This window comes from Amycolatopsis sp. NPDC058340, assembly GCF_042723975.1.
Taxonomy (GTDB): Bacteria; Actinomycetota; Actinomycetes; order Mycobacteriales; family Pseudonocardiaceae; genus Amycolatopsis.
Window position 1 is genome coordinate 25956 of the sequence record NZ_JBHXIB010000052.1, and the last position, 26417, is coordinate 52372.

23 protein-coding genes are annotated in these 26417 nt (G+C 69.5%); 16 read left to right on the top strand and 7 right to left on the bottom strand.

What is annotated here, in order from left to right:
- The 6 genes from sufC to lepB all read left to right on the top strand — a co-directional run bounded on the left by sufC (position 1) and on the right by lepB (position 4499).
- On the top strand, positions 1–771 hold the full coding sequence (gene sufC, locus ACFWIW_RS35080) for a Fe-S cluster assembly ATPase SufC (RefSeq protein WP_378372405.1): 771 nt from the start codon (positions 1–3) through the stop codon (positions 769–771).
- A 39-nt stretch (positions 772–810) separates the two neighbouring features.
- Positions 811–2154 (top strand): cysteine desulfurase, encoded by a 1344-nt coding sequence (locus ACFWIW_RS35085; RefSeq protein ID WP_378372406.1) that lies wholly within the window; start codon positions 811–813, stop codon positions 2152–2154.
- Positions 2151–2600, top strand: a complete 450-nt coding sequence (sufU, locus tag ACFWIW_RS35090; RefSeq protein ID WP_007029705.1) for a Fe-S cluster assembly sulfur transfer protein SufU — start codon at positions 2151–2153, stop codon at positions 2598–2600. The genes ACFWIW_RS35085 and sufU overlap by 4 nt, the downstream gene beginning before the upstream one ends.
- Positions 2597–3004, top strand: a complete 408-nt coding sequence (locus ACFWIW_RS35095; RefSeq protein WP_034311811.1) for a metal-sulfur cluster assembly factor — start codon at positions 2597–2599, stop codon at positions 3002–3004. Before sufU ends, ACFWIW_RS35095 begins: the two co-directional genes overlap by 4 nt.
- Positions 3005–3364: 360 nt before the next feature.
- Positions 3365–3694: a YnfA family protein gene (locus ACFWIW_RS35100; RefSeq protein WP_072027814.1), complete on the top strand. Its 330-nt coding sequence runs from the start codon at positions 3365–3367 to the stop codon at positions 3692–3694.
- Positions 3695–3788: 94 nt separating this feature from the next.
- Positions 3789–4499 (top strand): signal peptidase I, encoded by a 711-nt coding sequence (gene lepB, locus ACFWIW_RS35105; RefSeq protein WP_378372423.1) that lies wholly within the window; start codon positions 3789–3791, stop codon positions 4497–4499.
- Here the strand turns inward: lepB and ACFWIW_RS35110 are convergent.
- The gene (locus ACFWIW_RS35110) at positions 4423–6387 is read right to left on the bottom strand and encodes an ABC1 kinase family protein (protein ID WP_378372407.1); all 1965 of its coding nucleotides are present in this window, start codon (positions 6385–6387) and stop codon (positions 4423–4425) included. The genes lepB and ACFWIW_RS35110 overlap by 77 nt on opposite strands.
- Before the next feature lie 13 nt (positions 6388–6400).
- A complete protein-coding gene (locus ACFWIW_RS35115) occupies positions 6401–7618 on the bottom strand; it encodes an MFS transporter (protein WP_378372408.1) in 1218 nt (405 codons plus the stop codon).
- A gap of 89 nt (positions 7619–7707) precedes the next feature.
- On the opposite strand from ACFWIW_RS35115, the gene ACFWIW_RS35120 reads away from it, so the two are divergent.
- From ACFWIW_RS35120 to ACFWIW_RS35135, 4 genes are read left to right on the top strand one after another with little or no spacing between them, the layout of a single operon-like run.
- The gene (locus ACFWIW_RS35120; protein WP_378372409.1) at positions 7708–8277 is read left to right on the top strand and encodes a TetR/AcrR family transcriptional regulator; all 570 of its coding nucleotides are present in this window, start codon (positions 7708–7710) and stop codon (positions 8275–8277) included.
- Positions 8278–8286: 9 nt separating this feature from the next.
- Positions 8287–9516 (top strand): sensor histidine kinase, encoded by a 1230-nt coding sequence (locus tag ACFWIW_RS35125; protein WP_378372410.1) that lies wholly within the window; start codon positions 8287–8289, stop codon positions 9514–9516.
- Positions 9513–10166, top strand: coding sequence for a response regulator (locus tag ACFWIW_RS35130; protein ID WP_378372411.1), 654 nt, complete (start codon positions 9513–9515; stop codon positions 10164–10166). The genes ACFWIW_RS35125 and ACFWIW_RS35130 overlap by 4 nt, the downstream gene beginning before the upstream one ends.
- An 18-nt stretch (positions 10167–10184) precedes the next feature.
- Positions 10185–11222: a serine hydrolase gene (locus ACFWIW_RS35135; RefSeq protein ID WP_378372412.1), complete on the top strand. Its 1038-nt coding sequence runs from the start codon at positions 10185–10187 to the stop codon at positions 11220–11222.
- 73 nt (positions 11223–11295) lie between these two features.
- Here the strand turns inward: ACFWIW_RS35135 and cysC are convergent, their stop codons facing one another.
- Entirely contained in the window at positions 11296–13122 is a 1827-nt protein-coding gene (gene cysC / locus ACFWIW_RS35140; RefSeq protein ID WP_378372413.1) for an adenylyl-sulfate kinase, read from the bottom strand.
- On the bottom strand, positions 13122–14030 hold the full coding sequence (gene cysD / locus ACFWIW_RS35145; protein WP_378372414.1) for a sulfate adenylyltransferase subunit CysD: 909 nt from the start codon (positions 14028–14030) through the stop codon (positions 13122–13124). The genes cysC and cysD overlap by 1 nt, the downstream gene beginning before the upstream one ends.
- Before the next feature lie 77 nt (positions 14031–14107).
- Between cysD and ACFWIW_RS35150 the strand changes: the two genes are divergently transcribed.
- A complete protein-coding gene (locus tag ACFWIW_RS35150; protein WP_240597382.1) occupies positions 14108–14575 on the top strand; it encodes a nuclear transport factor 2 family protein in 468 nt (155 codons plus the stop codon).
- A 57-nt stretch (positions 14576–14632) separates the two neighbouring features.
- Here ACFWIW_RS35150 and ACFWIW_RS35155 read toward each other — a convergent pair whose 3' ends face one another.
- Positions 14633–15511, bottom strand: coding sequence for a helix-turn-helix domain-containing protein (locus ACFWIW_RS35155; RefSeq protein ID WP_378372415.1), 879 nt, complete (start codon positions 15509–15511; stop codon positions 14633–14635).
- An 87-nt stretch (positions 15512–15598) separates the two neighbouring features.
- Here ACFWIW_RS35155 and ACFWIW_RS35160 point away from each other — a divergent pair, with 87 nt between their 5' ends.
- The 3 genes from ACFWIW_RS35160 to ACFWIW_RS35170 are packed head-to-tail and all read left to right on the top strand — an operon-like array spanning position 15599 to position 18718.
- Positions 15599–16768, top strand: coding sequence for a hypothetical protein (locus ACFWIW_RS35160; RefSeq protein WP_378372416.1), 1170 nt, complete (start codon positions 15599–15601; stop codon positions 16766–16768).
- Complete coding sequence (locus ACFWIW_RS35165) at positions 16765–17547, top strand: SDR family oxidoreductase (RefSeq protein ID WP_378372417.1); 783 nt, start codon at positions 16765–16767, stop codon at positions 17545–17547. The genes ACFWIW_RS35160 and ACFWIW_RS35165 overlap by 4 nt, the downstream gene beginning before the upstream one ends.
- 10 nt (positions 17548–17557) lie before the next feature.
- Positions 17558–18718 carry a sulfotransferase family protein gene (locus tag ACFWIW_RS35170; protein WP_378372418.1) on the top strand — a complete coding sequence of 387 codons (1161 nt, stop codon included), beginning with the start codon at positions 17558–17560 and terminating at the stop codon, positions 18716–18718.
- Positions 18719–18794: 76 nt separating this feature from the next.
- Here the strand turns inward: ACFWIW_RS35170 and ACFWIW_RS35175 are convergent, their stop codons facing one another.
- Both ACFWIW_RS35175 and ACFWIW_RS35180 read right to left on the bottom strand, forming a co-directional pair.
- Complete coding sequence (locus tag ACFWIW_RS35175; protein WP_378372419.1) at positions 18795–20477, bottom strand: EAL domain-containing protein; 1683 nt, start codon at positions 20475–20477, stop codon at positions 18795–18797.
- Positions 20478–20549: 72 nt separating this feature from the next.
- The gene (locus tag ACFWIW_RS35180; RefSeq protein WP_378372420.1) at positions 20550–21677 is read right to left on the bottom strand and encodes a lycopene cyclase family protein; all 1128 of its coding nucleotides are present in this window, start codon (positions 21675–21677) and stop codon (positions 20550–20552) included.
- Between the two features lie 43 nt (positions 21678–21720).
- On the opposite strand from ACFWIW_RS35180, the gene ACFWIW_RS35185 reads away from it, so the two are divergent.
- Positions 21721–23283, top strand: a complete 1563-nt coding sequence (locus tag ACFWIW_RS35185; RefSeq protein ID WP_378372421.1) for a deoxyguanosinetriphosphate triphosphohydrolase family protein — start codon at positions 21721–21723, stop codon at positions 23281–23283.
- A 213-nt stretch (positions 23284–23496) separates the two neighbouring features.
- The gene (locus ACFWIW_RS35190; RefSeq protein ID WP_378372424.1) at positions 23497–26367 is read left to right on the top strand and encodes a S8 family serine peptidase; all 2871 of its coding nucleotides are present in this window, start codon (positions 23497–23499) and stop codon (positions 26365–26367) included.
- Positions 26368–26417 lie beyond the last annotated feature (50 nt).

The following is a 26417-nucleotide window of genomic DNA, read 5'->3' on the forward strand; positions in this document are numbered from 1 at the left end:
ATGCCTACGCTGGAAATCAAGGATCTGCACGCCTCGGTCACGACCGAGGAGGGCCCCAAGGAGATCCTCAAGGGCGTCAACCTGACCATCAAGTCGGGCGAGACCCACGCGATCATGGGCCCCAACGGTTCGGGCAAGTCCACGCTGTCCTACGCCATCGCCGGTCACCCCAAGTACGAAGTCACCTCCGGGCAGGTCCTGCTCGACGGTGAGGACGTGCTCGAGATGAGCGTCGACGAGCGCGCCCGCGCGGGCCTGTTCCTCGCCATGCAGTACCCGGTCGAGGTGCCGGGCGTGTCCATGTCCAACTTCCTCCGCACCGCGGCCACCGCGGTCCGTGGCGAGGCCCCCAAGCTGCGCCACTGGGTCAAGGAGGTCAAGGACGAGATGGGCAAGCTGGAGATCTCGTCCGAGTTCGCCGAGCGTTCGGTGAACGAGGGCTTCTCCGGCGGTGAGAAGAAGCGCCACGAGATCCTGCAGCTGGCGCTGCTCAAGCCGAAGATCGCCATCCTCGACGAGACCGACTCCGGCCTCGACGTCGACGCGCTGCGCGTCGTGTCCGAGGGCGTCAACGAGTTCAAGGCCAACAACGACGCCGGCGTCATGCTGATCACGCACTACACGCGGATCCTGCGGCACATCACGCCCGACTTCGTGCACGTCTTCGCCGGCGGCAGGATCGTCGAGTCCGGCGGCCGTGAACTCGCGGACGAGCTGGAGGAGAACGGGTACGTCAAGTACACCGGCTCCGCCGAGACCGCCGCCGTCTGATCACTGAACTTCACGACTACACCGAGAGGAGTTGGCCCGATGACCACCACCACGGCTAACTCTCCTGATGGACCCTCCGCTGGGACGAGTACGTCGGGTCGTGTACCGCTGGACGTAGCGGCCATCAGGGCCGACTTCCCGATCCTGACCCGCACGGTGCGGGACGGGAAACCCTTGGTGTATCTGGATTCCGGTGCGACGTCCCAGAAACCGGCGCAAGTGCTCGAAGCCGAGCGCCGGTTCCTGGAGACCTCGAACGCCGCGGTGCACCGCGGCGCGCACCAGCTCGCCGAGGAGGCGACCGACGCCTACGAATCCGCCCGCGTGCGGATCGCGGAGTTCGTCGGCGCCTCCCCGCACGAGCTGGTGTTCACCAAGAACGCCACCGAGGGCATCAACCTCGTCGCCTACGCGATGAGCAACGCCGCCACGGCCGGTCCCGAAGCCGAGCGGTTCAAGATCGGTCCCGGCGACGAGATCGTCATCACCGAGATGGAGCACCACGCGAACCTGGTGCCGTGGCAGCAGCTCTGCCAGCGCACCGGCGCCACGCTGAAGTGGTTCTCCGTCACCGCGGACGGGCGTCTCGATCTGTCCAATGTGGACGAGCTGATCACCGAGCGGACCAAGGTGCTCGCGTTCACGCACCAGTCCAACGTGCTCGGCACGATCAACCCGGTCGAGTTCCTGGTGAAGAAGGCCCGCAAGGCCGGCGCGCTGGTCGTGCTGGACGCCTGCCAGTCGGTGCCCCACTTCCCGGTGGACCTGCACGCGCTGGACGTCGACTTCGCCGCCTTCGCCGGGCACAAGATGGTCGGCCCGTACGGTATCGGTGTCCTTTACGGCCGCCGTGAGCTGCTCGAAGCGATGCCGCCGTTCCTGACCGGTGGCTCGATGATCGAGCTGGTCCGCATGGAGCAGACCACCTTCGCCGCGCCGCCGCAGCGGTTCGAGGCGGGCACCCCGATGACGTCGCAGGCCGTCGGTCTCGGCGCGGCCGCCGACTACCTGTCGGCGATCGGCATGGACCGCGTCGCCGCGCACGAGCACCTCCTCACCGAGGCGGCGCTCGCCGGGCTCGGCGAGATCCCGGGTGTGCGGATCATCGGTCCCACCGACATGACCGACCGCGGCGGACTGGTGTCGTTCGTCATCGACGGCGTCCACCCGCACGACTCCGGCCAGGTGCTGGACAGCCTCGGCGTCGCCGTCCGCGTCGGGCACCACTGCGCGTGGCCGCTGCACCGGGCCTGCTCGGTGCCCGCGACCGTGCGCGCGTCGTTCTACGTCTACAACACCCTGTCCGAAGTGGACGCGCTGGTGAACGGGGTGCGTGAGGCGCAGAAGTTCTTCGGGGTGGCCCCAGGGGGTTCTACGCTGTGAACCTGGAGAGCATGTACCAGGAGATCATCCTGGATCACTACAAGAACCCGCACGGCCGCGGCCTGCGCGAGCCGTTCGACGCCGAGTCGTTCCAGGTCAACCCGACCTGCGGCGACGAGGTGACGTTGCGGGTGAAGGTCGACGACGGGAAGGTCGCCGACGTCTCCTACGAGGGACAGGGCTGTTCGATCAGCCAGGCCTCCACGTCGGTCTTGACGGATCTCGTCGTCGGGCACACCGTGGAGGAGGCGTTCACCACCATGGACGCCTTCGTCGAGCTGATGCAGGGCAAAGGGCAGATCGAACCCGACGAGGACGTGCTGGAGGACGGCATCGCCTTCGCCGGCGTGGCCAAGTACCCGGCCCGCGTGAAATGCGCCCTGCTCGGGTGGATGGCGTTCAAGGACGCCGTCGCCCGCACGACCAACGGAGTTGAGACGGCATGACCGAACAGCAGACCGAAACCCGCGAGGGGCGCACGGCCGCCGACCTCGACGCCGAGACCGCCGCCGCCCCGGACGCCGCCGACGTGGCGAAGGTCGAGGACGTCGAAGAGGCGATGCGCGACGTCGTCGACCCCGAACTCGGCATCAACGTCGTCGACCTCGGGCTGGTCTACGACATCCGCGTCGAGGCGGACAACACCGCCACCATCGACATGACCCTGACCTCGGCGGCCTGCCCGCTGACCGACGTCATCGAGGACCAGACCGGTGCCGCGCTCGTCGGCGGGGGAACGGGACTGGTCAAGGACTTCCGGATCAACTGGGTCTGGATGCCGCCGTGGGGCCCGGAGAAGATCACCGACGACGGCCGCGAACAGCTGCGGGCGCTCGGCTTCACCGTCTGATTCCTGCTTTTGGGGCGTGAAGGTCACTGTCGCCGACGATGTGGGAATTGGGGCGTTGAGTGTCCCGATTCCTACATCGTCGGATGCCGGACGCGAGGCAACCTGACCAAGGACATGCCCGAGTGGGGAGGATTCCGGACGCTGAACGTCCGAAATCCTCCCCCTCGCCGACATTGTGAAAGCAAAAGCAGGCCCGGCACGTAAGCAAATACCGGTCCGTCGGAACGACCCAAACACTCACGACCACCTCGACGCGGCGGGAAATCTGGGCGTATAACGGCGAAGTCCGTGAAGGCCTCCTTGAGGGACTCGGGGTCCCTCAAGGAGGCCTTCACGGCCCGGCCGCAATAGGCTGCACCGATGATCATCCGGTCCATCGCGCTCTTCGCGCTCGCCGCCCTGCTGGAGATCGGCGGCGCCTGGCTGATCTGGCAAGGCGTCCGGGAGCACCGCGGTTACCTCTGGATCGGCGCGGGCGTCGTCGCGCTCGGCCTCTACGGCTTCGTCGCGACCTTGCAGCCCGACGCGAACTTCGGCCGTATCCTCGCCGCGTACGGGGGAGTGTTCGTCGCGGGATCGCTGGCGTGGGGCATGGTCGCCGACGGCTACCGGCCGGATCGCTACGACGTCATCGGCGCGCTGATCTGCCTGGCGGGGGTCGGGGTAATCATGTACGCGCCCCGAGGTTGAGACGCTAATCTGCGCTGTGACCGAAATGGACTTTCCCGCCCCGCCGCCCGAAAAGGCCGGGCCGAAGCGAAGATTCTCCCCGCTCCTGTTCGTGATGATCCTGCTGGCGGTCGTCGGCGTGGGCGCCGGCGGCTACGGCTTCTGGAGCTTGTCGGACTACGGGATGAAGACCGTAGCCAGCCCGGCGATGAGTCCCACGCTGAAACCCGGCACCATCGTGACCTACCGGTGGTCCGGTGTCGGCGACATTCCGCGTGGCGCTGTGGTTCTCATGGATCTCAGCGCGTATCCGGACGCGAGTCCCAGCGAGGGCCTTGCCATCCAGCGGGTGATCGCCGTCGGTGATGATCAGGTCGTCTGCTGCACGAAGGACGGCCTGATCACTGTCAACGGGAAAGCCGTCAAGGAGACCTACGTCGATTACGAGGGCGCCGGCGGGAGGAGCTTCGACGTCAAGGTCCCACCGGGCACCGTGTTCCTCGCGGGCGACCAGCGGAACAATTCCCGCGACTCGCAGATTTACGCGGGGACACCGGGTGACGGCGCCGTTCCGCTGGACAAGGTGCACGGGGTCATCGTCGGCATCGGCAGGAGTATCAACGCGGAACCCTTTCCGCAGACAACGGCTTTCGTCGACGCAGGTCTGCCAGGGGAGCCGGTGTCCGACACCGGATTTCTCGCCGCGCGCTACTTCATGCTCGCCGGGATCGGCCTCGTTGCGATCGGTGTCATCGGGGCGGTCGTGAGCGTTGTCCGCTCCGCCGGAAAACGACGAAGAGCAGCCGCAATCCCACCAGCGCGCTGACCACCAGCAGGTTGTAGCCGAACATCTGGTGCAGTGTGACCCCGGTCAGCACCTCCGGGCCGGTTGCGCTGCCCAGCAGCAGCACGGCCATCAGGCCGGTCGCCACACCGACGAACGCCAGCAGGATCTCGTGCACCAGCCCGGTGACCACGTCGCGGTCGCGTTCGTCGGAGAACAGCCGGACGTTGACCGAAAGCCTGCCCTGCTCCAGCGCGTCGCCGATCCGGTCGACGCGGCGGGGCAGCCGTCGCAGTACCGGCAGGAGCGCCATCAGCTCGTTGGTCGCCGTGGCCCGCAGCGATTCCGGGCGCAATCCGGCGCCGACCTGCTCGGCGGCGTAGGCGCGGGATTCGACGACGATGTTGAATCCCGGCGCCAGCGCGGCCAGTGTTCCCTCCAAGGTGGCCAAGGCGCGGAACACCGCGGCGATCGGCGGGGGCACGCTGAGCCGGAAGTCGGCGATCACCCGGAACAGGTCGGTGAACATGTCCAGATCCGGGGCCTGGCCGTGGTTGAAATGCTTGGCCACCAAGGCACCCAGCGCCCGCTCCAGCCGCCGTTCCTCGATCTCGTCCGGCCGGTCGACGATCTCCAGCAGGCCGTCGCGCAACGCGGCCGGGTCGCCGCGGTCCAGTGCGAGGATCAGGTTCTGCAGCCCGCCGCGCAGACCCGCGTCGAGGCGGCCGACGGAGCCGAAGTCGAGCAGGCCCAGCCTGCCGTCGGCGAGCAGCAGGACGTTGCCGGGATGCGGGTCGGCGTGGAAGACGCCGCTGCCCATCACCTGCCCGAGTACACACCTCAGCATCGACCGCGCGAGCTTCGCCCGTTCCGCGACCGGCACCTGTTCCTTGGCAGCGGCTAGCGGTTTGCCGTCGAGGCGCCGCATCACCAGGACACGTTCGGTGGACAGTTCTTTGTGGACGGTCGGAAGCGCGACCTCGGTGCCGGGGGAGGCGGCGGTGACCGCCTCGATGTTCCTGGCCTCGGTGCGGAAATCGAGCTCCTCGACCAGCGCGTCGGCGAAGCCTTCGGCGAGGTCGACGACGCCGAGCGAGCGTGCCCAGCCCGCGCGCAGGTCCAGCGCGGCCGCCACCCGGCGGACGATGTCGAGATCCCGCTCGACCAAGGCCTGCACGCCGGGCCGCTGCACCTTGACGACCACGTCCTGCCCGCCCCGCAGCTTCGCCCGGTAGACCTGCGCGATCGACGCGGCCGCGATCGGCGCCGGGTCGAATTCGGCGAAGATCTCGTCCGGGTCCCCGCCCAGTTCCTCGCGCAGCACCGTCGCGACCTCGTCGGCGTCGGCGAAGGCGACCTGGTCCTGGAGCTTGCTGAGTTCGTCGACGAAAACCGGGGGGAGGAGATCGGACCGGGTCGAGAGCAGCTGGCCGAGTTTCACGAACGTCACGCCGCCCTCCTCCAGCGCGCGCCGCAGCGAGCGCGCCAGTTTGGCGTGCCGGACCTGGGCGAGGCCGGGTTCGCGGCGGCCGGTGAGGTAGCGGCCGAGGCCGTGCTTGATCGCGATCCGGGTGATCTGCGAGTAACGCCGGGTGCGGGCCGCGCGGCGGCGCATCGACCGGATCCTGCCGATCAGCCCGAGACCCGAGCCGGAGGGCAGCGCGAGTTCCGCGACGAACAGGAAGATCAGCGTCGCCAGGAAGGCGCCGCCCGCCACCGGGATGACCAGCCCGGCGAAGGCGTTGCCCGCGTACATCGCCCGTGGGAACGCACTGAGGATGCCGCCCGCGACGAGCCAGCCGAAACCGGCGGCGCAGCCTGCGCGGACCAGTCCGATCCGCACCCCGAGTACGCGGCGGGCGCCGACCACGAGCGGCCACAGCATGAGCGCGTAAACGGGCAAGGTGAGCAGGCCGAGCAGCAGGTTCATGCGGAAGAGGACATCACGCGCGGCCCGCGCGGGATTCCCGCTCCGGCGGGACGGTGCTCACCCCTGAGAGGGAGCGGACCCCGAAGTTGTAGGTGGTGGCCGCCTCCCTGGGCGCGAACAGGACACCGAGGACGGCGATCGCCGCCGCCGCGAGGAAGCCGGCGCGAAGACCGAGGAGATCGCCGAGGAGACCGATGAGCGGAGCTCCGGCGGCCTGTCCGAGTGCCAGCATCAGGAAGGCCACACCGACACCGAACGCGGGCGCCGCCGGGTAAGCCCTGGTACCCCAGAGGATCAGCACACCGGTCAGTCCGATGTAGACGGCCCCGAAGAGCGCCGCCGCGACGACGAGCGCCGGGAGCGAGCGGGTGGCGAGGGCGAAGAGGGCCGTGGCGGCGGCGAACAGGACCATTCCCGCCGACCAGGCGCGGCGCAGTCCGGCCCGGGAGGTCAGTTCGGCGGTGAACGCGCCAGCCAGGCCGACCGCGCCGAGTACGATCCACACCGCCGTCGAGGCGGTCTCGTCGAGCCCGCCGACGCTCACGGCGATGTCCCGGCCGAACGTCCAGATCGCCGCGCTGGCCAGGCCGAGTGCCGCGGCGGCGGGCAGCAGCCGTCCGGTGGCGGGCGGGAACAGCGGCGACGGCAGCCCCCGCGCGCGGTCGTCCTTCACCGGCGGCACGACACGGGCGATCCAGAGGGTCACCAAGGCCGAGGCCCCGGCGAAGGCCCACCACGCCATTCGCCAGTCGCCGACCGCGAGCAACGAGACCGGGCCAGAGATCAGCACGCCGAGTCCGGTCCCGGCGTTCACCACGGACTGGGCACGGTCCCGGCGGGTCGCGCGGACGACGCGGGAGACCGCGTCGGCGAGTGAGGGGGAAGCCAGGCCTGTACTGGCTCCGGCGAGGACGACGCCGAGCGCGAGGACGCCCGTGTTCGGCGCGGCCGCGATCAGGGCGGTCCCCGCGGTGGCGGTCGTTCCGGCGGCGAGCGCACCCGCCCGCGCGCCCCAGCGGGCCGTCACGGCGGTCGACGCGACGACCGCGAGGCAGTACGCGACGTAGCTGCCCGCCGCGATGGCGCCGAGCGTGCCGCCATCGAGGTCGAACTCCGTACGGAGCGTCGGCGCGAAGAGGCCGTACGCGTACCTCGCGAGTCCGTAGGAGACCGCGATCAGTGACAACCCGGCCGCGGTGAGCGTCAGCTCGCGTTTGTACGAAGAAACCATCAGATCTCCTTCAGAGGTATACCGAGCGGTATACTTGTGGAGTGTTCCCGCATTTGGCGCTCGGGTCAACCGGTCGGTATAGTCGAAGCATGCTGACACCGGCCGGCGAGCGCGTCCTGAGCGCCGCGAGCGAGCTCTTCTACCGGGAGGGCCTGAACGCCGTGGGCGTCGCGGCCATCGCCGAGGCCGCGGGCGTCACGAAGAAGACGCTGTACGCGTCCTTCGGATCGAAGACGGAGCTCACGATCGCGTACCTGCGAAGCCGTCACGACGTCTGGTGGGCGTACCTCGAAGAGCGGTTGGCGGAGGCCGAAGCGCCCCGGGCGCTGACGGTCTTCGACGCCTACGTCGATCACCCCAAGCTCGGGAGCGACCGGGGGTGCGCGTTCCTCAACGCGGCCGCCGAACTGCCCGCGGGCCATCCCGGGCTCGACGTGATCCGGCGGCACAAGGCGGCGGTGCGGGCGAAGTTCGCCGAACTCCTCCGTGAGGACGCCCCGGGCGCCGCCGACCCGGAGCGGCTCGCGGAGCAGCTCTTCCTCCTGCTCGAAGGCGCCGTCGCGCATACGGGCATCGACGGGGACGCGCACCGGGTCACGCTCGCGAGGGAGATCGCGGAGATACTCGTGAGGGATACGCGCGGCGCCGGCGCACGCTAGAAAGAGCGCATGCGACTTTTCGGCCCGCTCCTGGATCGGGCGACCTATCGCCGATGGGTCTACTTCATCCTCGGTGGCGCACTGAGCGTGCCGTATGTGCTCTTCGCCGCCATCATGGTGCCGTCGCTGCTGCCCCTCGTCGTGACGATGGAACGCGGGGCGGTCATCGGGCTGATCACCGTCGTCCTGGTGATGGTCGCGTCGTCGTTCATCCCCGCCGTCCGCGTGCTGGAAGGCGCGGCCGTACGCGAACTACTGGACGATCCCGTGCCCGGCGTCGTGTTCGGGCCCGCGGGGAACTGGCCCGTCCGGCTGCGCTCGAGCGCGATGTTCCTGCTGCACGTGATCACCGGTTGCGTCGTCAGCCTGGTGAGCCTGTTCGTCCCGGTCGCGTTCGGTTTCACGATCGCGGCCCCGTTCAGCGGCCGGATCGCGCTGACCGCCGAGAGCGCGATCGACGTGCCGAAGGGCTGGGCGAGCGCGTGGATCCCGGTGGCGTGCCTGCTCGGCGTCGTCGTGCTGGCCTACGTCGTGTGGGGCGCCGGCGCGGTGCTGACGCGCTGCGCCAAGAGCCTGCTGGGGATCTCGGTCGCGGAACGGATCGCCCAGCTGGAGAAGCGCACCGAACAGCTCGCCGAACGCAACCGGCTCGCGCGTGAACTGCACGACTCGGTCGGGCACGCGCTCAGTGTCGTGACCATCCAGGCCGGCGCGGCGCGGCGCACTCTCAGATCCGACCCGGACTTCACCGAGCAGGCGCTCACCGCGATCGAGGACTCGGCCCGCGCCGCGCTGGACGATCTCGACCACGTGCTCGGCCTGCTGCGCGACGAGGCGTCTTCGCGGACGCCGCAATCGGGGCTGGCGGAGCTGCCCGCCTTGGTCGAGGCGACGCGGCTGGCGGGTGCCGAGGTTTCGGCCGAGGTACGAGGTGAGCCGTCGTCGGTGCCGCCGGTCGTCTCCCGCGAGGCGTACCGGATCTTGCAGGAATGCCTGACGAACGCGCTGCGGCACGCCGGTAAGGTTCCGGTGACGGTCCTCGTCGACGCCGGAACGGAGCTGCTGCGCCTGCGGGTGGCCAATCCGCTCGGCGCCGCGGAGCCGTCACGCGACGGGGGCGGCCGGGGGCTGCGGGGAATGACGGAACGGGTGGAAGTGCTCGGGGGCACGATCACCGCGGGCCGGGCGGACGGATGCTGGAAGGTCGAGGTGGCGGTGCCATGGGGGAAGCGGCGATGAGCATCAGGGTGCTGCTGGTCGACGACGAACAGCTCATCCGGGCGGGGCTGCGGGCGATCGTCGCCACCGAACCCGACCTGGAGGTCGTTGGCGAAGCGTCCGACGGCGCCGAGGTGCCCGGGCTGGTGTCGCGGTTCCGGCCCGACGTCGTGCTGATGGACGTCCGGATGCCTTCGGTCGACGGGATCCGCGCGACCACGCATCTCATGTCCACCATGGACAGTCCGCCGAAGGTGATCGTGGTGACCACCTTCGAGAACGACGACTACGTCTACGACGCCTTGCTCGCCGGGGCGAGCGGCTTCCTGCTGAAACGGGCCCGCCCCGAGGAGATCGTCGCGGCGATCCGCACCGTGGCGGCGGGGGAGTCGCTGTTGTTCCCGGCGGCGATCCGGCGGCTGGCCGCGCAGCAGGCGAACCGGGGGCCGCTGGACGGTCTCGCCGGTGCCGGGCTCACCGAACGCGAAAGCGAGGTGCTGCGGCTGATGGCGGGCGGACTGTCCAATGTGGAGATCGCGGGCGAACTGTACCTCGGCGTGCAGACGGTCAAGACGCACGTCGGGAACGTGCTCGCGAAACTCGGCGCGCGGGACCGGACGCAAGCGGTGATCAAGGCCTACGACACCGGATTCGTCACGCCGGCCGGCTGAACGCGGTAGGGTTCCGGCGTGGATACCAACGTCAATCGTCGTCGCCTGCTGGGGCTGGGCACGGTCGCCGCCGCGGGCGCGGTGCTCGGGACGGCGCAGGTCGCCCAGGCCGCCGAAGAGTCCGAATCAGACACTCCCGCCGCCGACGCTTCGGCCGCCGCGCGCCGGATTTCCCAGGTCTACGCCCGGGAAACCGCGAACGCGGGCGGCACCTGGTCGTCCTACGTCAGTGTCGCGGATTCCGCCGGGAACCTGGTGCCCGCCGTCTCCGAGCGGGCCGACGAGGTGGTCGAGGCCTACAGCGTCAACAAGATCGCCGTCGCGACCGCGGTACTCGACAAGATCGACCGCGGACTGCTCACTTTGGACCAGCGTGTCGACGTCACCGCCGACATCGTCATCAAGGACACCGACGGCATCTTCGCCCTCGACGGCGCGTACCCGAGTTCGGTGACGCTCGGGCACGCGATGGCCGCGCTGCTGACGCTGTCCGACAACACCGCCGTCCGCCTGTGCGGCCTGGTCTGTCCCGCCGCGGAACTCAACGAGATTCTGCGCGGCAAGGGTTTCGTGCACACCCAGGTGGTGCCGGTGGCGAACCCGAACCGCTTCTTCCTCGGCAAGACGACCCCGGCCGAGACGCATACACTGCTGCGGAAACTGGTCGGCGGGACACTGCTTTCGGCGAAGTCCACCGAGTACCTGCTGAACATCCTGCGGTCGCTGAGCGCGTTCACCGACGGCGTGCGGCTGGGCCTGACCTCGGCCGAGCGGCTGCGGGTCGCGACGAAGGCGGGCTGGTTCAACGACGGCCGCAACGAGGCCGGCGTGATGTTCAGCGCGGACGGCAAGCCGATCCTCACCTATTCGCTGTTCGCGTCCGGTGCCTTCGCCGGCGATCCGGCGGTGAACAAGGACGACTACGCCGCGACGCATCCCGCGTTGCGTGCGCGGGCGAAGCTCGGGAAGACGATGTTCCGTTCGGTCGAGAAGCTGACGGCCACCACTGCCCGCACCTACGCGACCGCTCCGTACCGGGCGGCCAACGGCGGCTGAAGGACGCTTTCGCCGCATAGGACGCGGCGAAGGACGCTTTCGTCGCATCTGATGCGACGAAAGCGTCCTTCGGCTACTCCAGGGCGGCGAGGATCAGCGCGGCCATCGCGGCGGGGTCCCCGTTTTCCGGGCGCAGCACCAGATCCGGGCTCTCGGGCTGCTCGTACGGGGCGTCCACCCCGGTGAACCCGCTGATCTCGCCCGCTCTCGCCTTCGCGTACATCCCCTTGGGGTCGCGGTCTTCGCAGACCTCCAGCGGGGTGTCGACGAAGATCTCGAGGAACGGCAGCCCGGCGGCCTCGTGCGTGGCGCGGGCGAGTTCGCGGTCGGCCCGGTACGGGCTGATCAGGGAGACCACCGACACCACACCGGCGTCGGCGAACAGCTTCGCGACCTCGGCGACCCGGCGCACGTTCTCGGCGCGATCGGCGGGGCTGAAGCCGAGGTTCCCGTTCAGCCCGTGACGCAGGTTGTCACCGTCCAGCAGGTACGCGGGCCTGCCCGACGCCACCAGCCGCCGCTCCAGTTCCACGGCCACACTCGACTTCCCGGACGCGGAAAGCCCGGTGAGCCAGACGGTGAGCCCGCGCGTCGCCCGTTCCGCCCTGGTGACCGCGGCGGTGTGCCAGACGACGTTCGACGCCGTCACGCTCGGCCCGGTGATCATGCCCGCGGCGACCGTCGCCCCGGAATGCTCGTCGACGAGCAGGAAACCTCCGGTGGAGCGGTTGCGGCGGTAGGAATCGAACAGCAGCGGCTGCCTCGCGTGCAGCCGGATCCGGCCGATTTCGTTGAGCGACAACGACTTCGCCGTCTCGTCGCGGTGCAGGGTGGTGACGTCGAGCCGGTAGTCCAGGTCGCGGATCTCGGCCTTGGTCTCGCGGGTGGTGTGCCGCACGAGGAAGGTGTTCCCTGCTTTCAACGCTCCCTGTTCGGAGAACCAGCACACCATCGCATCGACGTCCCGGCTCGTGTGGGGACGGTTGCCGGGGCGGCAGATCAGGTCGCCGCGGCCGAGGTCCAGGTCGTCTTCGAGTTCGATCGTGACGGCCTGCGAGGCGAAGGCCTCGGCGATCGTGGTGCCGCCCGGGCCCCAGATCGCACGCACCGTGGTGGTGAAGCCGGACGGCAGGACGGTGACCTCGTCGCCGGGTTTGAACACCCCGCCGGCGACCGTGCCCGCGTAACCGCGGAAGTCGCGGCTGTGCTCGCGGATCACGTACTGCACGGGGAATCGCGCGTCGATGAGGTTGCGATCCGAGGCCACGTGCACCTGTTCGAGGTGATGCAGCAGGGAAGTCCCCTCGTACCAAGGCATACTGGCGCCCCGGTGCACGACGTTGTCGCCGTGCAGTGCCGACATCGGCACGAAGGTGAGGTCGTGCACCTGGAGTTTCATGGCGAAGCGGCGGAAGTCCTCACGGATCTCCTCGAAGCGTTCCTGCGACCAGCCGACGAGGTCCATCTTGTTGACGCACAGCACCAGATGCGGGATTCCCAGCAAGCCGGCCAGGAACGCGTGCCGCCGCGACTGTTCGAGCACGCCTTTGCGGGCGTCGATCAGGATCAGCGCGAGATCCGCCGTGGACGCGCCGGTGACCATGTTCCGGGTGTACTGCACGTGCCCCGGCGTGTCGGCGATGATGAACTTCCGCCGTGGCGTGGCGAAATAGCGATGGGCGACGTCGATCGTGATGCCTTGTTCGCGTTCGGCGCGCAGGCCGTCGGTCAGCAGCGCGAGGTTCGGATAAGCCTCGCCGCGGTCGCGGCTGGTACGTTCGATGGCTTCGAGCTGGTCGGTGAACACCGTCTTCGAATCGAACAGCAGGCGGCCGATCAGCGTCGATTTCCCGTCGTCGACGCTGCCCGCGGTCGCGAGGCGGACCAATGAAGCGCCCATCAGAAGTAGCCTTCCTTCTTCCGGTCTTCCATACCCGCCTCGGAGATCCGGTCGTCGGCGCGGGTGGCGCCGCGTTCGGTGAGCCTGCTGGCCGCCACTTCGGCGACCACCTCGCCGGGTGACGCCGCCGCCGACTCGACGCAGCCGGTGCAGGTCGCGTCGCCGACGGTGCGGAAGCGAACCGTTGCCTCGTAAGGACTTTCGTCTTCGTCCAAGGTGAGGAAGCGGGTGTGCGCGAGCAGCATGCCGTCCCGCTGGACGACCGGACGCCGGTGCGAGTAGTAGATCGACGGCAGGTCGACGTTCTCCGCTTCGATGTACTGCCAGATGTCGAGCTCGGTCCAGTTCGACAACGGGAAGACGCGGATGTGCTCGCCCTTGCGATGCCTGCCGTTGTACAGATCCCACAGTTCCGGCCGCTGATTGCGCGGATCCCACTGGCCGAACTCGTCGCGGAAGCTGAACACTCGTTCCTTCGCGCGGGCTTTCTCCTCGTCGCGCCGGGCGCCGCCGAAGACCGCGTCGAAGGAATGCTCGCGGATCCCGCGCAGCAGGGCGGTGGTCTGGAGACGGTTGCGGCCCGCCTTCGGGTCTTCGACGACCCGGCCCGCGTCGATGTCGTCCTGGACGCTGGAGACGACGAGCCGGAGCCCGTACGCGCGGACCGTGCGGTCCCGGAATTCGATGACCTCGTCGAAGTTGTGCCCGGTGTCGACGTGCATCACCGGGAACGGGGGCGGCGACGGCCAGAAGGCCTTGGCCGCCACGTGGAGCATCACCATCGAGTCCTTGCCGCCGGAGAACAGCAGCACGGGCCGTTCGAAGGTCGCCGCGACCTCGCGGAAGATGTGCACGGCTTCGGCTTCGAGTGCTTCGAGATGGGTGAGCTCGTATGCCGGGGACGCCATCGTGACCTCCGTCGTTCGAGACCAGAAAAGTAGAACAAGTTCTTGTGCTTGGTCAAGGGGAGGAGGACGCTGTCGGCATGGACCTGGTCGCGCTCGAAGACATCCGACGCCTCAAAGCCCGCTACCTCCGCTGCCTCGACCTCAAGCTGTGGGACGAGATGGCCGGGACACTGACCGCCGACGTGCACGCGCGGTACGGAACGCCGTCGTACGGCAAACCGCTGACCTTCGAAGGCCGCGAAGCGATCGTCGAGTTCTTCCGGAACGCTGTCGGCCCCGGCGTCACCACGGTGCACTTCGCCGGGCAGCCGGAGATCGACGTCGACGGCGACACCGCGACGGGCACCTGGCTGATGCGGGACAAGGTGATCGTGCCCGAGCACCGGGTGATCATCGAGGGCGCGGCGTACTACGAGGACACCTACCGGCGGGTGGACGGCGTGTGGCTGACCGCGTCCACCCAGTACGACCGGCTGTACGAAACGATGATGTCGATGGACGACGTGCCGAGCCTGAAGCTCACCGCGAACCGGTGGTCCTCCTGACCCGCGTTTAGTCCTCTGAGTGCGGTCCTTGCGCGCGCAACTACCGCATCCAGAGGACTAAACGCGGGGGTGGCGGCCGCCGGATTCGGCCGTGACGGCGTCGGCGGCGGCGACCAGCGCGGCGCCCCGCCGCGCGATCTCGGCGCCGGTGATCGGCTCGCCGACCGACAGCGTGAGCACCAGTTCCTGTCGCCCCGAAGCGTCGAACGTCGGGGCGGCCAGCAGGCTCACCGCGTGTTTGCGGCGCGGCTCCAGATCGGCGCCGAGGTAGACGCGTTCGCCGAGGCTCGAGACGAGTTCTCCCACCAGGCCACGCACTTCGGGCGGCAGTTCCTCCGCGCCGACGCCCGCCATCAGCGCGTAGAGCCGCCGCCCCGCGGAAGTCAGGCTCTCCACCAGATAACCGTGCTCCCGGCATTCGGCGACGACGCGGCGAAGGTGCGCCTCGTCCAGCCGCACCGGCACCGCCGGGGGTTTGGCGAGCCACGCGTCGAACGCCGTGTCGGAATCCCACAGCACGTACATCAGGCCGACCGGCGGCGCGAACGGATACGTCTCGCCGAGTTTGACCCGGCCCGGCCCGGCGCTCTGCAGCATCAGGATCCGGTCGCCGACCACGGCCGACGCCGTGCAGGTGGCGCCGTAGCGCCTGCTCAGCTCCTCCAGATGCCGTCGCGCCACCTCGCTCGCGCCGAAACCCTCGCTCGCGACGCGGCCGGCGGCGACCATCGCGGGCCCCAGCCGATAGGTGACCGGTTGAGGGTCTCGGACCAGGTAGCCGCCCGTCGTCAGCTCGGTCAGGATGCCGAGACAGGTCGGTTTCGCCAGGTCCAGCTCGCGGGCGAGCTCCGAAAGGCCGAAGCGGCGGCCGGGGTGCGCGGCGAAGAAGTCGAGCAGCTTCACGACTCGCTCGGTGGGCGGGGAATGCCGGGCCATTGACCCATCCTTAGAACGCGTTCTAGTCTGATGATGCGAAGAACGTACCAAGCCGGTACGTATTTGTACCAGTATGAGGAGTCGCCGGTGCTCACTCAACCGTTGGCGGACGCGATCGCCGAAGCCGAGAAGGTCATCGCGGAGGCGCCGCATATCCGCACCGAACAGGATCTGATCGAGGGGTACGACTACCTCGCCGGCAGCATCCGCGCCTCCCTGCAGATGGCGTGGGCCTACGAACGCGACTATCCGTTCTTCACCCAATCCACCGGGCCGTACACGAAGATGGGCCTGGACAACCCGGACACGCTGTACTTCAACGCGAACATCCGCGAGGACCGCGAGTACGTCGTCACCGGGACGCGGGGGAGCACCGCCGACGTCAGTTTCCAGGTCCTCAATGGCGACTATTCACCCGTCGAGGTGCCGGACAGCCTCGCCGCCTTCGACGACCGTCAGATCGAGATCGCCGAAGACGGCTCTTTCGAGCTCCGCTTCGGACCGGCCAAACCCGACCCGGGCCCCAACTATTTCGTCCTCGGCCCGGGTTCGTCGATGCTCGTGGTGCGCGAGGTCTACAGCGATTGGGCCACCGAACGCCGCGGCACGATCCAGATCCAGTGCGCCGACACCGCTGGCGGCGCACCCGCGCCGCTCACCCGAGACGGTCTGGCCAAACGGTACGGCGTCACCGGCAAGATCCTGCTGAGCAGGCTGCGCACCTTCCTCGCCTTCCCGAAGTGGTTCTACCTGAACCTGCCGGTGAACACGATGACCGAGCCGCGCCCCACCCCTGGCGGGCTGACCACGCAGTATTCGTCGGCCGGGCATTACGAACTCGGCGACGAAGAGGTCATGATCGTGACGGTGCCGCGTTCGGACGCGCCCTATCAGGGCATCCAGCTCGGCAGCGTCTGGTACCTCTCGCTCGACTACATCAACCATCAGACGAGCCTCACCGCCGACCAGGCGCGGGTCGACCCGGACGGCAAGATCCGCTTCGTGATCAGCGAACGCGACCCGGGGCTGGCCAACTGGCTCGAACGCACCGGGCACGACCGCGGGTACGTCCAGATCCGCTGGCAGCGCCTCTCCCGTGCGCTGGGTGAAGCCGACGGTCCCGAAGTCGAGGTGGTGAAGTTCGGCGAACTCGCCGACCGGTTGCCTTTCCACGACGAGGCGCGGGTGACCCCGGAGGAATGGGTGGCCCGGATCTCGGCCCGTCAGACCGCCGTCGCGGCGAGGATGCTGGGATGACGGATCTGTTGCGGGACAAGGTGGTCGTGGTCTCCGGTGTCGGTCCTGGGCTCGGCCGGTCCATCGCCACGCGCTGTGCCGCGGCGGGCGCCGACGTCGTCCTCGCCGCCCGCACCGAAACGCGGCTCGCCGAGGTCGCGAAGGAGGTCGACGCGCTCGGCCGCCGCGCGGTCACCGTGCCCACCGACATCACCGACGACGCTTCGGCCACGAATCTCGCCGAGGCCGCCTTGAATGCGTTCGGCCGGGTGGACGCCTTGGTGAACAACGCTTTCGCCATCCCGCCGATCATGGATCTCGCCGACGTCGACCTGGCCGACGTGCGCGCGGGTTTCGAGACCAACGTACTCGCCGCCCTGCGGCTCACACGGCTGTTCACCGCTTCGCTAGCCGAGAGCGGCGGTTCGGTCGTGATGATCAATTCGGCCGTGCTGCGGCATTCCCGGCGGACGTTCGGCGCGTACAAGATGGCGAAGGCGAGCCTGCTCGCGCTCGCGCAGAGCCTCGCCTCGGAGCTCGGGCCGCGCGGGATCCGGGTCAATTCCGTCGCACCCGGCTACATCTGGGCGGACTCGCTGAAATGGTATTTCGCTTATCTGGCCAAAGAACGCGGGGTGCCGCCGGAGCAGGTGTACGCCGAGACGGCGGAGACGATCGACCTGCGCCGCCTGCCGGAGCCGGACGAGATCGCCGACACCGTCGTGTTCCTCGCCTCGTCGCTCGCCCGGTGCGTCACCGGTCAATGTCTCGACGTCAACGCCGGCGAATACCACCACTGAAGGGGAGAACATGCTGCCTGGGCGGGAAAACGTCGGCACGGTCGAGGATCTGCACGCGTCGGCGGCGAAGCTCACCGGGTTGGACGACTTCGGCGGCGAAGACCATCTCGAAGGTCTCGGCGTGCTGCTCGATTCGTACGCAGGCGAGGCGGGTTTGACGCCGTACGGCAACAAGATCCATCGCGCGTTCCTGCGTGGGGCACTGGTGGCGCGGTCGCTGAGCGAGGCCTCGTGGAAGCAGAACCCGGAGTACGCAGAGGTTCCCATCGAGCGGCCCATTTTCGTCACCGGTCTGCCGCGCACCGGGACCACGGCGCTGCACCGGCTGCTCACCGAGGATCCGGCGCATCAAGGGCTGGAGGTCTGGCTGACCGAGGTGCCGCAACCGCGCCCGCCGCGCGAGACGTGGGCGGAAAACCCGGTGTTCCAAGGGATCCAGGCGGGTTACGAGAAGCATCACGTCGAGCATCCCGAGTTCATGGGGTTGCACCACATGTCCGCCGGCCAGGTCGAGGAATGCTGGCAGCTCCTGCGGCAATCCCTGAAATCGGTGTCCTACGAATGCCTCGCGCACGTGCCGTCGTATTCGCGCTGGCTGGACGGGCAGAGCTGGACCGACGCCTATCGCAGGCACCGGCGCAACCTGCAGCTCATCGGTCTGCCCGACGCCGGCCGCCGCTGGGTGCTCAAAAACCCGAGCCATCTTTTCGCGCTCGACGCGCTGCTGGAGGTGTATCCGGACGCGCTGATCGTCCAGACCCATCGCGCGCCGAGCACGATCGTCGCGTCGGTGTGCAGCCTGAACGAGAAGGCTTCGGAGGGCTGGTCCGACGTCTTCCGCGGCGACGTGATCGGCCGAAGCCAGCTGGATCTCTGGGCGCGAGGTGCGGAAAAGTCGCTGGAGGCGCGGAAACGGCATGATCCGGCACAGTTCTGCGATGTGCGGTACGAGGATTTCGTCGCCGACCCCATCGGCACGGTCGAAGGCGTCTACCGGCATTTCGGCCTCCCGCTGAGCGACGCCGCGCGGGACGCGATGACCGTGGTGCACGCCGAAAGCCGTTCCGGCGAAAGGAAACCCGTGCACCGGTACGACCTCGCGGACTTCGGGCTCACCGCCGGCGAGGTCGACGAGCGCTTCTCGGCCTACCGCGCCGCCTACGACCTCTGACCTTCCGCATTTCGTCCTCTGAATGCGGTAGTTGCACGCGCAAGGAACGCATTCAGAGGACGAAACGCGGAAGGGGTCAGAAGCCGGCGACGCGTTGGGAGGGCAGGCCTCGGGTCGTGATCCCGCGCAGCACCTCGACGCGGTCCGAGCCCGGCCGCCCGAGCACCCAGCTCGACCCGGGGACCTCCTTGGCCTGCTTCTTCAACGGAGCCAGGAGCCGGGAAGCGTCCTTGTAGGACCGGATGGCGCCGTTCCCGCACACCAGGGTCGCCAGCGAGACCGTCACCGGGAGCCCGTCGGCCGACCACGGCGTGTCCAGCAGCGCGGCGGCGACCGTGCCGATCTCGTCGACGTCGCAGGCGATCAGGAAGTCGTCCCCGCCCACATGGCTGACGCGCATCCGGCGCAGCCGGGCCTCCAGATCGGTGAGTGTCCGGCCGAGCGTGCGGATCAGGTCGTCGCCGGCGGCGAATCCGGCGGTGTCGTTGACCGTCTTGAACGAGTCGACGTCCAGCCAGGCCGCGACGAACGGCTCCCGGGCGTTGATGCGGCGGTCGACGTCCCTCGCGACCGCGTCGCTGCCGGGCAGGCGGGTCAGCGGGCTCAGCGAGACCGCCTCCTCGACCTTCGCCTCCGCGACCCCGCGGACGACCTCGTTCACCAGCACCACGCCGACACACCGGCCGCGGTCGTCGACCACGACGACGTCGTCGCCGGTCCGGCCCCAGTCCGCGTCGGTGACCAGCTCCAGGAATTCGAGCGCGCTCGCGTCGGCGTGGATCGTGTGCGGCCGGTCGGCGAGCCGCGACGCCGGCCGTTTGGCGTGCAGGGCGTGGCCGTACAACCCGGTGACCGCGACCAGGAACCGGGTCCGGTCGATCGACCACTGTGGACGGTGACGGTCGTCGATGCCGACGATGCCGCTCGGGCCGTCGGCGGCGGCCAGTACCTCGCGCACGTCGTCGCAGGTCGCGTCTTCCGGCAGCGTGGTCGCGGGCCGGAGGAAGTCGCCGACGCGGCGGGCGCGGGCGGTGCCGGGGATGAAGGGCCCCGGCGCGTCCGGCGCGGGCAGCGGCGCGTGGTCGCCGTCCGGCGGGGCGAGCAGGTTGCCCTGTGCGATCCGCACCCCGAGCCGCCGGGCGGACTCCAGCTGCTCCGTGGTCTCGAGCCCGGTCGCGACCAGGCGGTTGTCGGTGCGCGACGCGAAGTGCAGCACCGCTTCGACCACCGCGACGGCGGCCGGGTCGTGCGGCAGGCCCCGCAGCACACTGCGGTCCAGTTTCACCAGGTCCACGGGTGCCGAAGCGAGCAGCGTCAGCGGGAGGTCGCCGCGGCCGAGGCCGTCGAGCGCGAGCCGGAAGCCGAGGTCGGTGAGCCGCCGCATTCCGGTCAGCAGGAGGTCGGCGGGGATCTGGGTGAACGGCGGCCCGATCTCGAGCACCACGTCCCTGGTCCGGCGGCCGATCAGGCTGAGCGCGTCGGTCAGCGGGTCGAACTGTGACGGCGGCGCGGCCACCGTGCGCGCGGACAGGTTCAGGTGCAGGGGGAGGGCGGCCTGCGGTTCGCGCAGCTGCCGGACGGCCTCGGCGGCCAGCCCGACGTCGACCTCGGCCAGCCTGCCGTTGCGCCGGGCGTCGGCGAGCAGCTCGTGGGCGGTACCCCGGCCCGGCCGCGCCAAGGCTTCGAACGCGACGACGCCGCCGGTGTGCAGGCTGTACAACGGCTGGTAAGCGAAGCGGACAGCGATCTGCAACGTCACAAGCGAATGTTCGCCGGTGGCGGCACGAAACGAAATACGTGTCAACTGATGTTCATCGTGCAGGCACCTGGGTTACCTAGAACGGCGTAACGCACGCCACCCGATCAGGTGTTTTCTCACTTGCCACGGTGACATTCGGAAAAGTGCCGACATTGCTTCGGTCGTACCTGAAACATCTTCGCGACCACTGGTGAATGCGCGCTGGAGCGGCGTGGGCAACGTGAAGAACAGATCGAAGAACACCGGGGCCAGTTCGGGCGGCATCCCGCACAACGCGCGCAATCCGTGCCGTCGCAATCCGTGCACGGTGCGTGCCGAGGACGGCCACAACGCCCGGTGCGCGGCCGACGCCACCGCGGCGGGGCCACGATCCCAAGCCCGGACGACCGCGTCGGCGACCGGCTCCGCGAGCCGCACCGACGTCGCGACGCTGTACCCGGTCGCCGGATGCACCAGCGCTCCGGCGGCTCCGAACGGCACCGTCCGGCCACGCCGGGGCACGGGCGGATCGAGCACGATCCGCACCCGCTCCTCGCGTCCGCGTGACGTCAGGCCGACGGTCCGTAGCCGGGCGTGCAGCCGCGCCGCCAGGACGTCGAGGGGCAGTCCGGGTTTGCGGGCGAGCGAGGTTTCCTCGACCAGGACGGTGCCGTCGCCGAGCGGCAGCACGTAGAGGAATCCGGACTCCGTGTTCCGCCAGTCCATGAACACGGCGGTGTCCGGGCCGTCGGCCAGCCGCAGCGCGTCCTCGGCGGGGAGAACGACGCCGAACGCCGTCTGTTCGTACCGGTTCCCCCGCGGCCGGACACCGGAAGCGTCCACGTACAGCCCTGTCGCGAGGACACGGCCGTCGCCGAGGCGTACCGACGAGCCTTGGCCGCCGTGGTCCACGCCGGACACCGTGCCGGCGACGACGTCGTAGTCCTCGTCCAGCCATCGGCGCAGGCCGTCGTTGTCCACCACCAGGTACTGGCGGTCAAGGACGTGCCGTCGGGTCCCGAAGGCGATCGTGGCCGAAGGCGCGCACGCGACGGCGCCCCGCGGCAGCGCGGGCAGCTCGTCGGCCCAGAGCCCGTAGGTCGCCCGCCAGTGTCTGCCCGGCGCCGGGTCGATCACGACCGTCGCCAGTCCGCGCCGGGCGCAGGCACGCGCGAGCGCCCGGCCCGCCGGGCCGCCGCCCGCGATCACCACGTCCGCCACCTTCGTATCTCATCACGCCGCCACGACGGATACGGTGTTGCGCATGGAACAGACGGACCCGAGGACGTGGCGGCGCGATCCGGCGAGCGAGAGCGCCGGGTTCACCGACCTCGCCACGAGCCCGTTCCGGATCGACCGCGACCGGATTGCCGCCTCGCCCTTCTTCGCGCGGCTCGGCGGCGTGACGCAGGTGGTCAGCGCCGGCGGTTCCGGGCTCCTGCACAACCGGCTCACCCACAGCCTCAAGGTCGCGCAGGTCGCCCGCGCGATCGCCGAGCGGATCAATTCCGCCAGCGATTCCGCCGAGCTCGCCGCGAAACTGGGCGGCTGCGACCCGGACGTCGCCGAGGCCGCCTCGCTCGCGCACGATCTGGGGCATCCGCCGTTCGGGCACCTCGGCGAGCAGACACTGGACCGGATCGCCCGGCACCGGTTCGGTCTGGCCGACGGTTTCGAAGGCAACGCGCAGTCGTTCCGGATCATCACGACCACCGACGTCCGCGGCCCGTCCGCCTCCGGTCTGGACCTCACGACGGCGGTGCGTGCCGCGGTGCTGAAGTACCCGTGGGCGCGGCTGCACGTGCCCGATCCGCATCCGACGTCGATGCCGGTCCAGCCACGCGGCGCGGCCGAACCGGCCGACGCCCCCGGCACCGGCGCGAGCAAGTTCTCCGCCTACAGCACCGAACTCGACGACTTCACCCAGGCGCGGGCCCCGTTCGAGGGCCGGATCGAACCCTGGCAGCAGACCGTCGAAGCGTCCGTGATGGACACCGCCGACGACATCGCGTACGCCATCCACGATCTCCAGGACTTCCACCGGATCGGTGTCCTGCAGCACGCTCCCGTCGCCGCCGAGTTCACCGGCTGGGTCGACCACGCGGCCGAACTGGCCGCGCTGGACGACGCGACCTTGACCGCCGAACGGCGGCTGCCCGGCCACTCCCTGGAACGGCTGCGCCGCCGGATGCACGCCAAGGACGGGTGGATCGTCGACGACGACGCCTTCACCAGCGCCGTCGTCCGTGTCCGCGCCGAACTCGTCGACGGTCTGCTCGCCACCGGGTTCGACGGGTCCATCGAGGCCGAACAGGCCACCGCCGCCTTCTCCGCGAAATGGACCGCGCGGCTCGTCGACGGTGTCCAGGTGGTGTCGTCGCCCTCCACCCGGACGGGACATCTCACGCTGCGTCCCGCACAGTGGCACGAGGTGCAGGTGCTGAAATTCGTGCACCGGCAATTCGTCCTGCTGCGCCCGGAACTCGCGCTGCACCAGCGCGGGCAGGCGAGCCTGGTGACCACCTTGGTCGACGCGCTCGACGCGTGGCTGCTCGACCGCGACGAGTTCTACCGCCTCCCGCGACGGCTGCACGATCTGGTGGAGCTGGCGCGGTCCGAGTTCTCCGCGCTGGCGCGGACGTCGCCGGAACTGCTCGTCGGCGCCACCGGGGAACCGGTCACCGGTGCCGACGCCGTACGAGGACTGGCGCGAGGGCGGGCGGTCGTCGACTTCGTGGCCTCGTTGACGGACAAACAGGCGGTGACCCTTTTGGACGGCTTGTCGGGCCGTGCTTCGCAGCCTTGGTCGGACTCCTTCGTCCTGTGATCGCGCGATTACCCTGAACGGCCCACGACCTGCGGCCGAATCCGGAAATTCTCCATCAGACGTCACCCGAACGGCTCCTGCCGCCGGTGCACGCCCGGTACTTAGCTTGATCCAGCCGGTGATCGCCGGCGTCGGTCAGCGTGAGTCGGGGCACGCGCCTAGGAATCGGAGGCGCACGTGCGTCCAACCCGTTCTAGCAGGAGAAGAAGAACGATCCTGACCGCGGGCACCGCGGCCCTCGTCACCGCGCTCGGCCTGGTGAGCCCGCCCGTCGCGATGGCGGAGACCACGCAGTCCCCGGACGCGTTCTCGGCGAACACCGTCCGGCAGATCGAAGCGCTGCAGTCGATCAAGAAGAGCCAGAGCGCCGGTGAGTCCAAAATGGACAGCCGACTGCTCGTCGAACAGAAGCTCCGCGCGCAGCGGATGTCGGCTTCCGCGGTTCCCGCACTGGGGTCTGGGGCGAATGTCTCCGCGGCCGGCACCGTACTCGTGGACATCCGGGGCCAGGTCTCGGAAGAACTCCTCAAGGGACTGCGTGAATCCGGTGCGGGGATCCGCGCGGTCTCCGAGCGGTACGGCAGTGTCCGCGCCGAGGTGCCGCTGAACGCGGTCCCGGCGATCGCGGCCCGCGCCGACGTCAAGAAGGTCGAGACAGCCAACGAGGCGTTCACCGCCCGCCAGCTCGCCGAGCCCGCCACCGCGGGCAAGCGGGAGAGCAAGGAAGAGAAGGCCGCCCGGATCGCGGACGAGCTGAAGAAGGCTGTCGAAGCCAAGGGGCAGGCGGGTATCGCGGCCGGGCCGGTCAACAGCGAAGGCGACCGCGCGCACAACGCCGACACCGCGCGCCAGCAGTTCGGTGTCACCGGCGTGGGCACGAAGATCTGCGCGCTGTCCGACGGGATCGACTCGCTCGCGACCTCGCAGGCGCGCGGCGAGCTCCCGGCGGTCGTCGACGTGATCCCCGGCCAGGAAGGCGACGGTGACGAGGGCACCGCGATGCTCGAGATCATCCACGATCTCGCGCCGAACGCGGAACTCGGTTTCGCCAGCGCGTTCAACTCCGACGCCAGTTTCGCCGACAACATCCGCAAGCTGCGCTTCGACGCGCACTGCGACGTCATCGTCGACGATGTCCTGTACTTCAAGGAATCCCCGTTCCAGGACTGGATCATCGCCCAGGCCGTGAACGACGTGACCGCGAACGGCGCGCTGTACTTCTCCTCGGCCGGTAACGAGGGCAACGTCGCCGACGGCACTTCGGGCCACTGGGAAGGCGACTTCGTCGACTCCGGCAAGAGCATCGGCAAGTACGCCGGTACCGCGCACAACTTCGCCGGTGCCGAGGGCAACCAGGTCTTCCAGCCGCTCTCGAGCGCGACGGGCCGGGTGCCGGTCACGCTGTTCTGGTCGGACCCGCTGGGCCGCTCGAACAACGACTACGACCTGTACCTGCTGAACGCGGCGGGCAACGTCGTCGACTTCAGCCAGGACGTCCAGACCGGCACCCAGGACGCCTACGAACGGGTGGACACCACGGGTGTCGCCGGACTGCGGCTGGCGATCGTCAAGTTCTCCGGTGAGGGCCGCTACCTTTCGCTGTCCGCGCTGCGCGGCCGGTTCACCGATTCGGCCGACGGCCTCAAGGCCTACACCAAACCCGGCGTGACCGTGGGCCACTCGGCCGCGCGGGACGCGTTCAGCGTCGCGGCGGCACCGGCCGCCAAGGCGTTCCCCCGTGCCCTCGAACCGGGCGACCCGGCCAACCCGGCGGGCCCGTTCCCGGGCGCGTTCGGCGCGACGTCGAAGGTCGAACGGTTCACTTCGGACGGTCCGCGGCGGATGTTCTACCAGGCCGACGGCACCCCGATCACCCCGGGCAACGTGTCCGGGACCGGTGGTGAGGTCCGCGCCAAGCCGGACATCACCGCGGCCGACGGCGTCTCCACCAGCGTCACCGGCTTCACCACGTTCTACGGCACGTCGGCCGCCGCGCCGCACGCCGCCGCGATCGCGGGCCTGGTGCTCTCGGGCAACCCGGGGCTGCCCCCGGCCGAGGTACGCGAGGCGCTGATCAACACCGCCGTCGACATCCTGACCCCCGGCCGTGACGACTCCAGCGGCGCCGGCGTCATCCTCGCCGACAAGGTGCTCGCCTACACCGGCGCCAGCCCGCAGCCGCTCGCGTCCGCCGGCCAGCCGACGGTCACCCCGGCCGACGGCGGCTCCGCGCTCGACCCGGGCGACACCGCCAAGGTGACCCTGCCGGTGACCAACCGAGGCGACGGCACCGCGACGTCCACCAGCGTCGTGCTCTCCAGCCCGACCCCCGGGGTCACGGTGGCGCCGCGGTCGAAGTCGTACGGCACGATCAGCCCCGGGCAGACCGGCGTGAACGACTTCACCATCACCGTTCCCGCCACGCAGGAACTCGGGGTGCCGGTGGTGCTGAACGCGCGCGTGACGTTCGCGGGTTCGTACTCGCCGACGACGTCCACGTTCTCGCTGCCGGTCGGCACCCCGTCGCCGGTGACGCAGAACTTCGCCTACGCCGGTGACGCGGTGGCGATCCCGGACAGCGATCCGACCGGCGTGACCGTGCCGATCACGGTGAGCGGCGTCGGGCGCGCGTCGAAGCTGACGTTCTCGGTGGACGGCGCGACCTGCAGCACCGACCAGACCTCGACGACGGTGGGCATCAACCACTCATACGCCGGTGACCTGGTCGGCACGCTGACCTCGCCTTCGGGTGCGAAGGCGACCGTGTTCCAGCGAAGCGGCGGCTCGGGCAACAACCTGTGCCAAGTCGTCTTCGCCGACAACGCGGCCGCCGCGTTCAGCTCGGTGAGCGCGGCGAACGCCCCGTTCACCGGCACCTACAAGCCGGCGCAGGCGCTCGGCGGCCTGGCCGGTGCGGCGGCCGACGGCACGTGGAAGTTCACCGCGGTCGACGTCGCCGGTGGCGACACCGGGTCGATCCGCTCGATCTCGTTGCACATCAACGGTTTCGTGCAGCCCGGTGTGGCTGAGCGGCCGGCGAGCGTCGGGAAGTCGGTGGGGAAGGGGCCGGTGAAGCCGGTCTAATCCTCTGGTTTTGCGCGTGAAGGCCCCCTTCCCTCGGCTCAGCCGAGGGA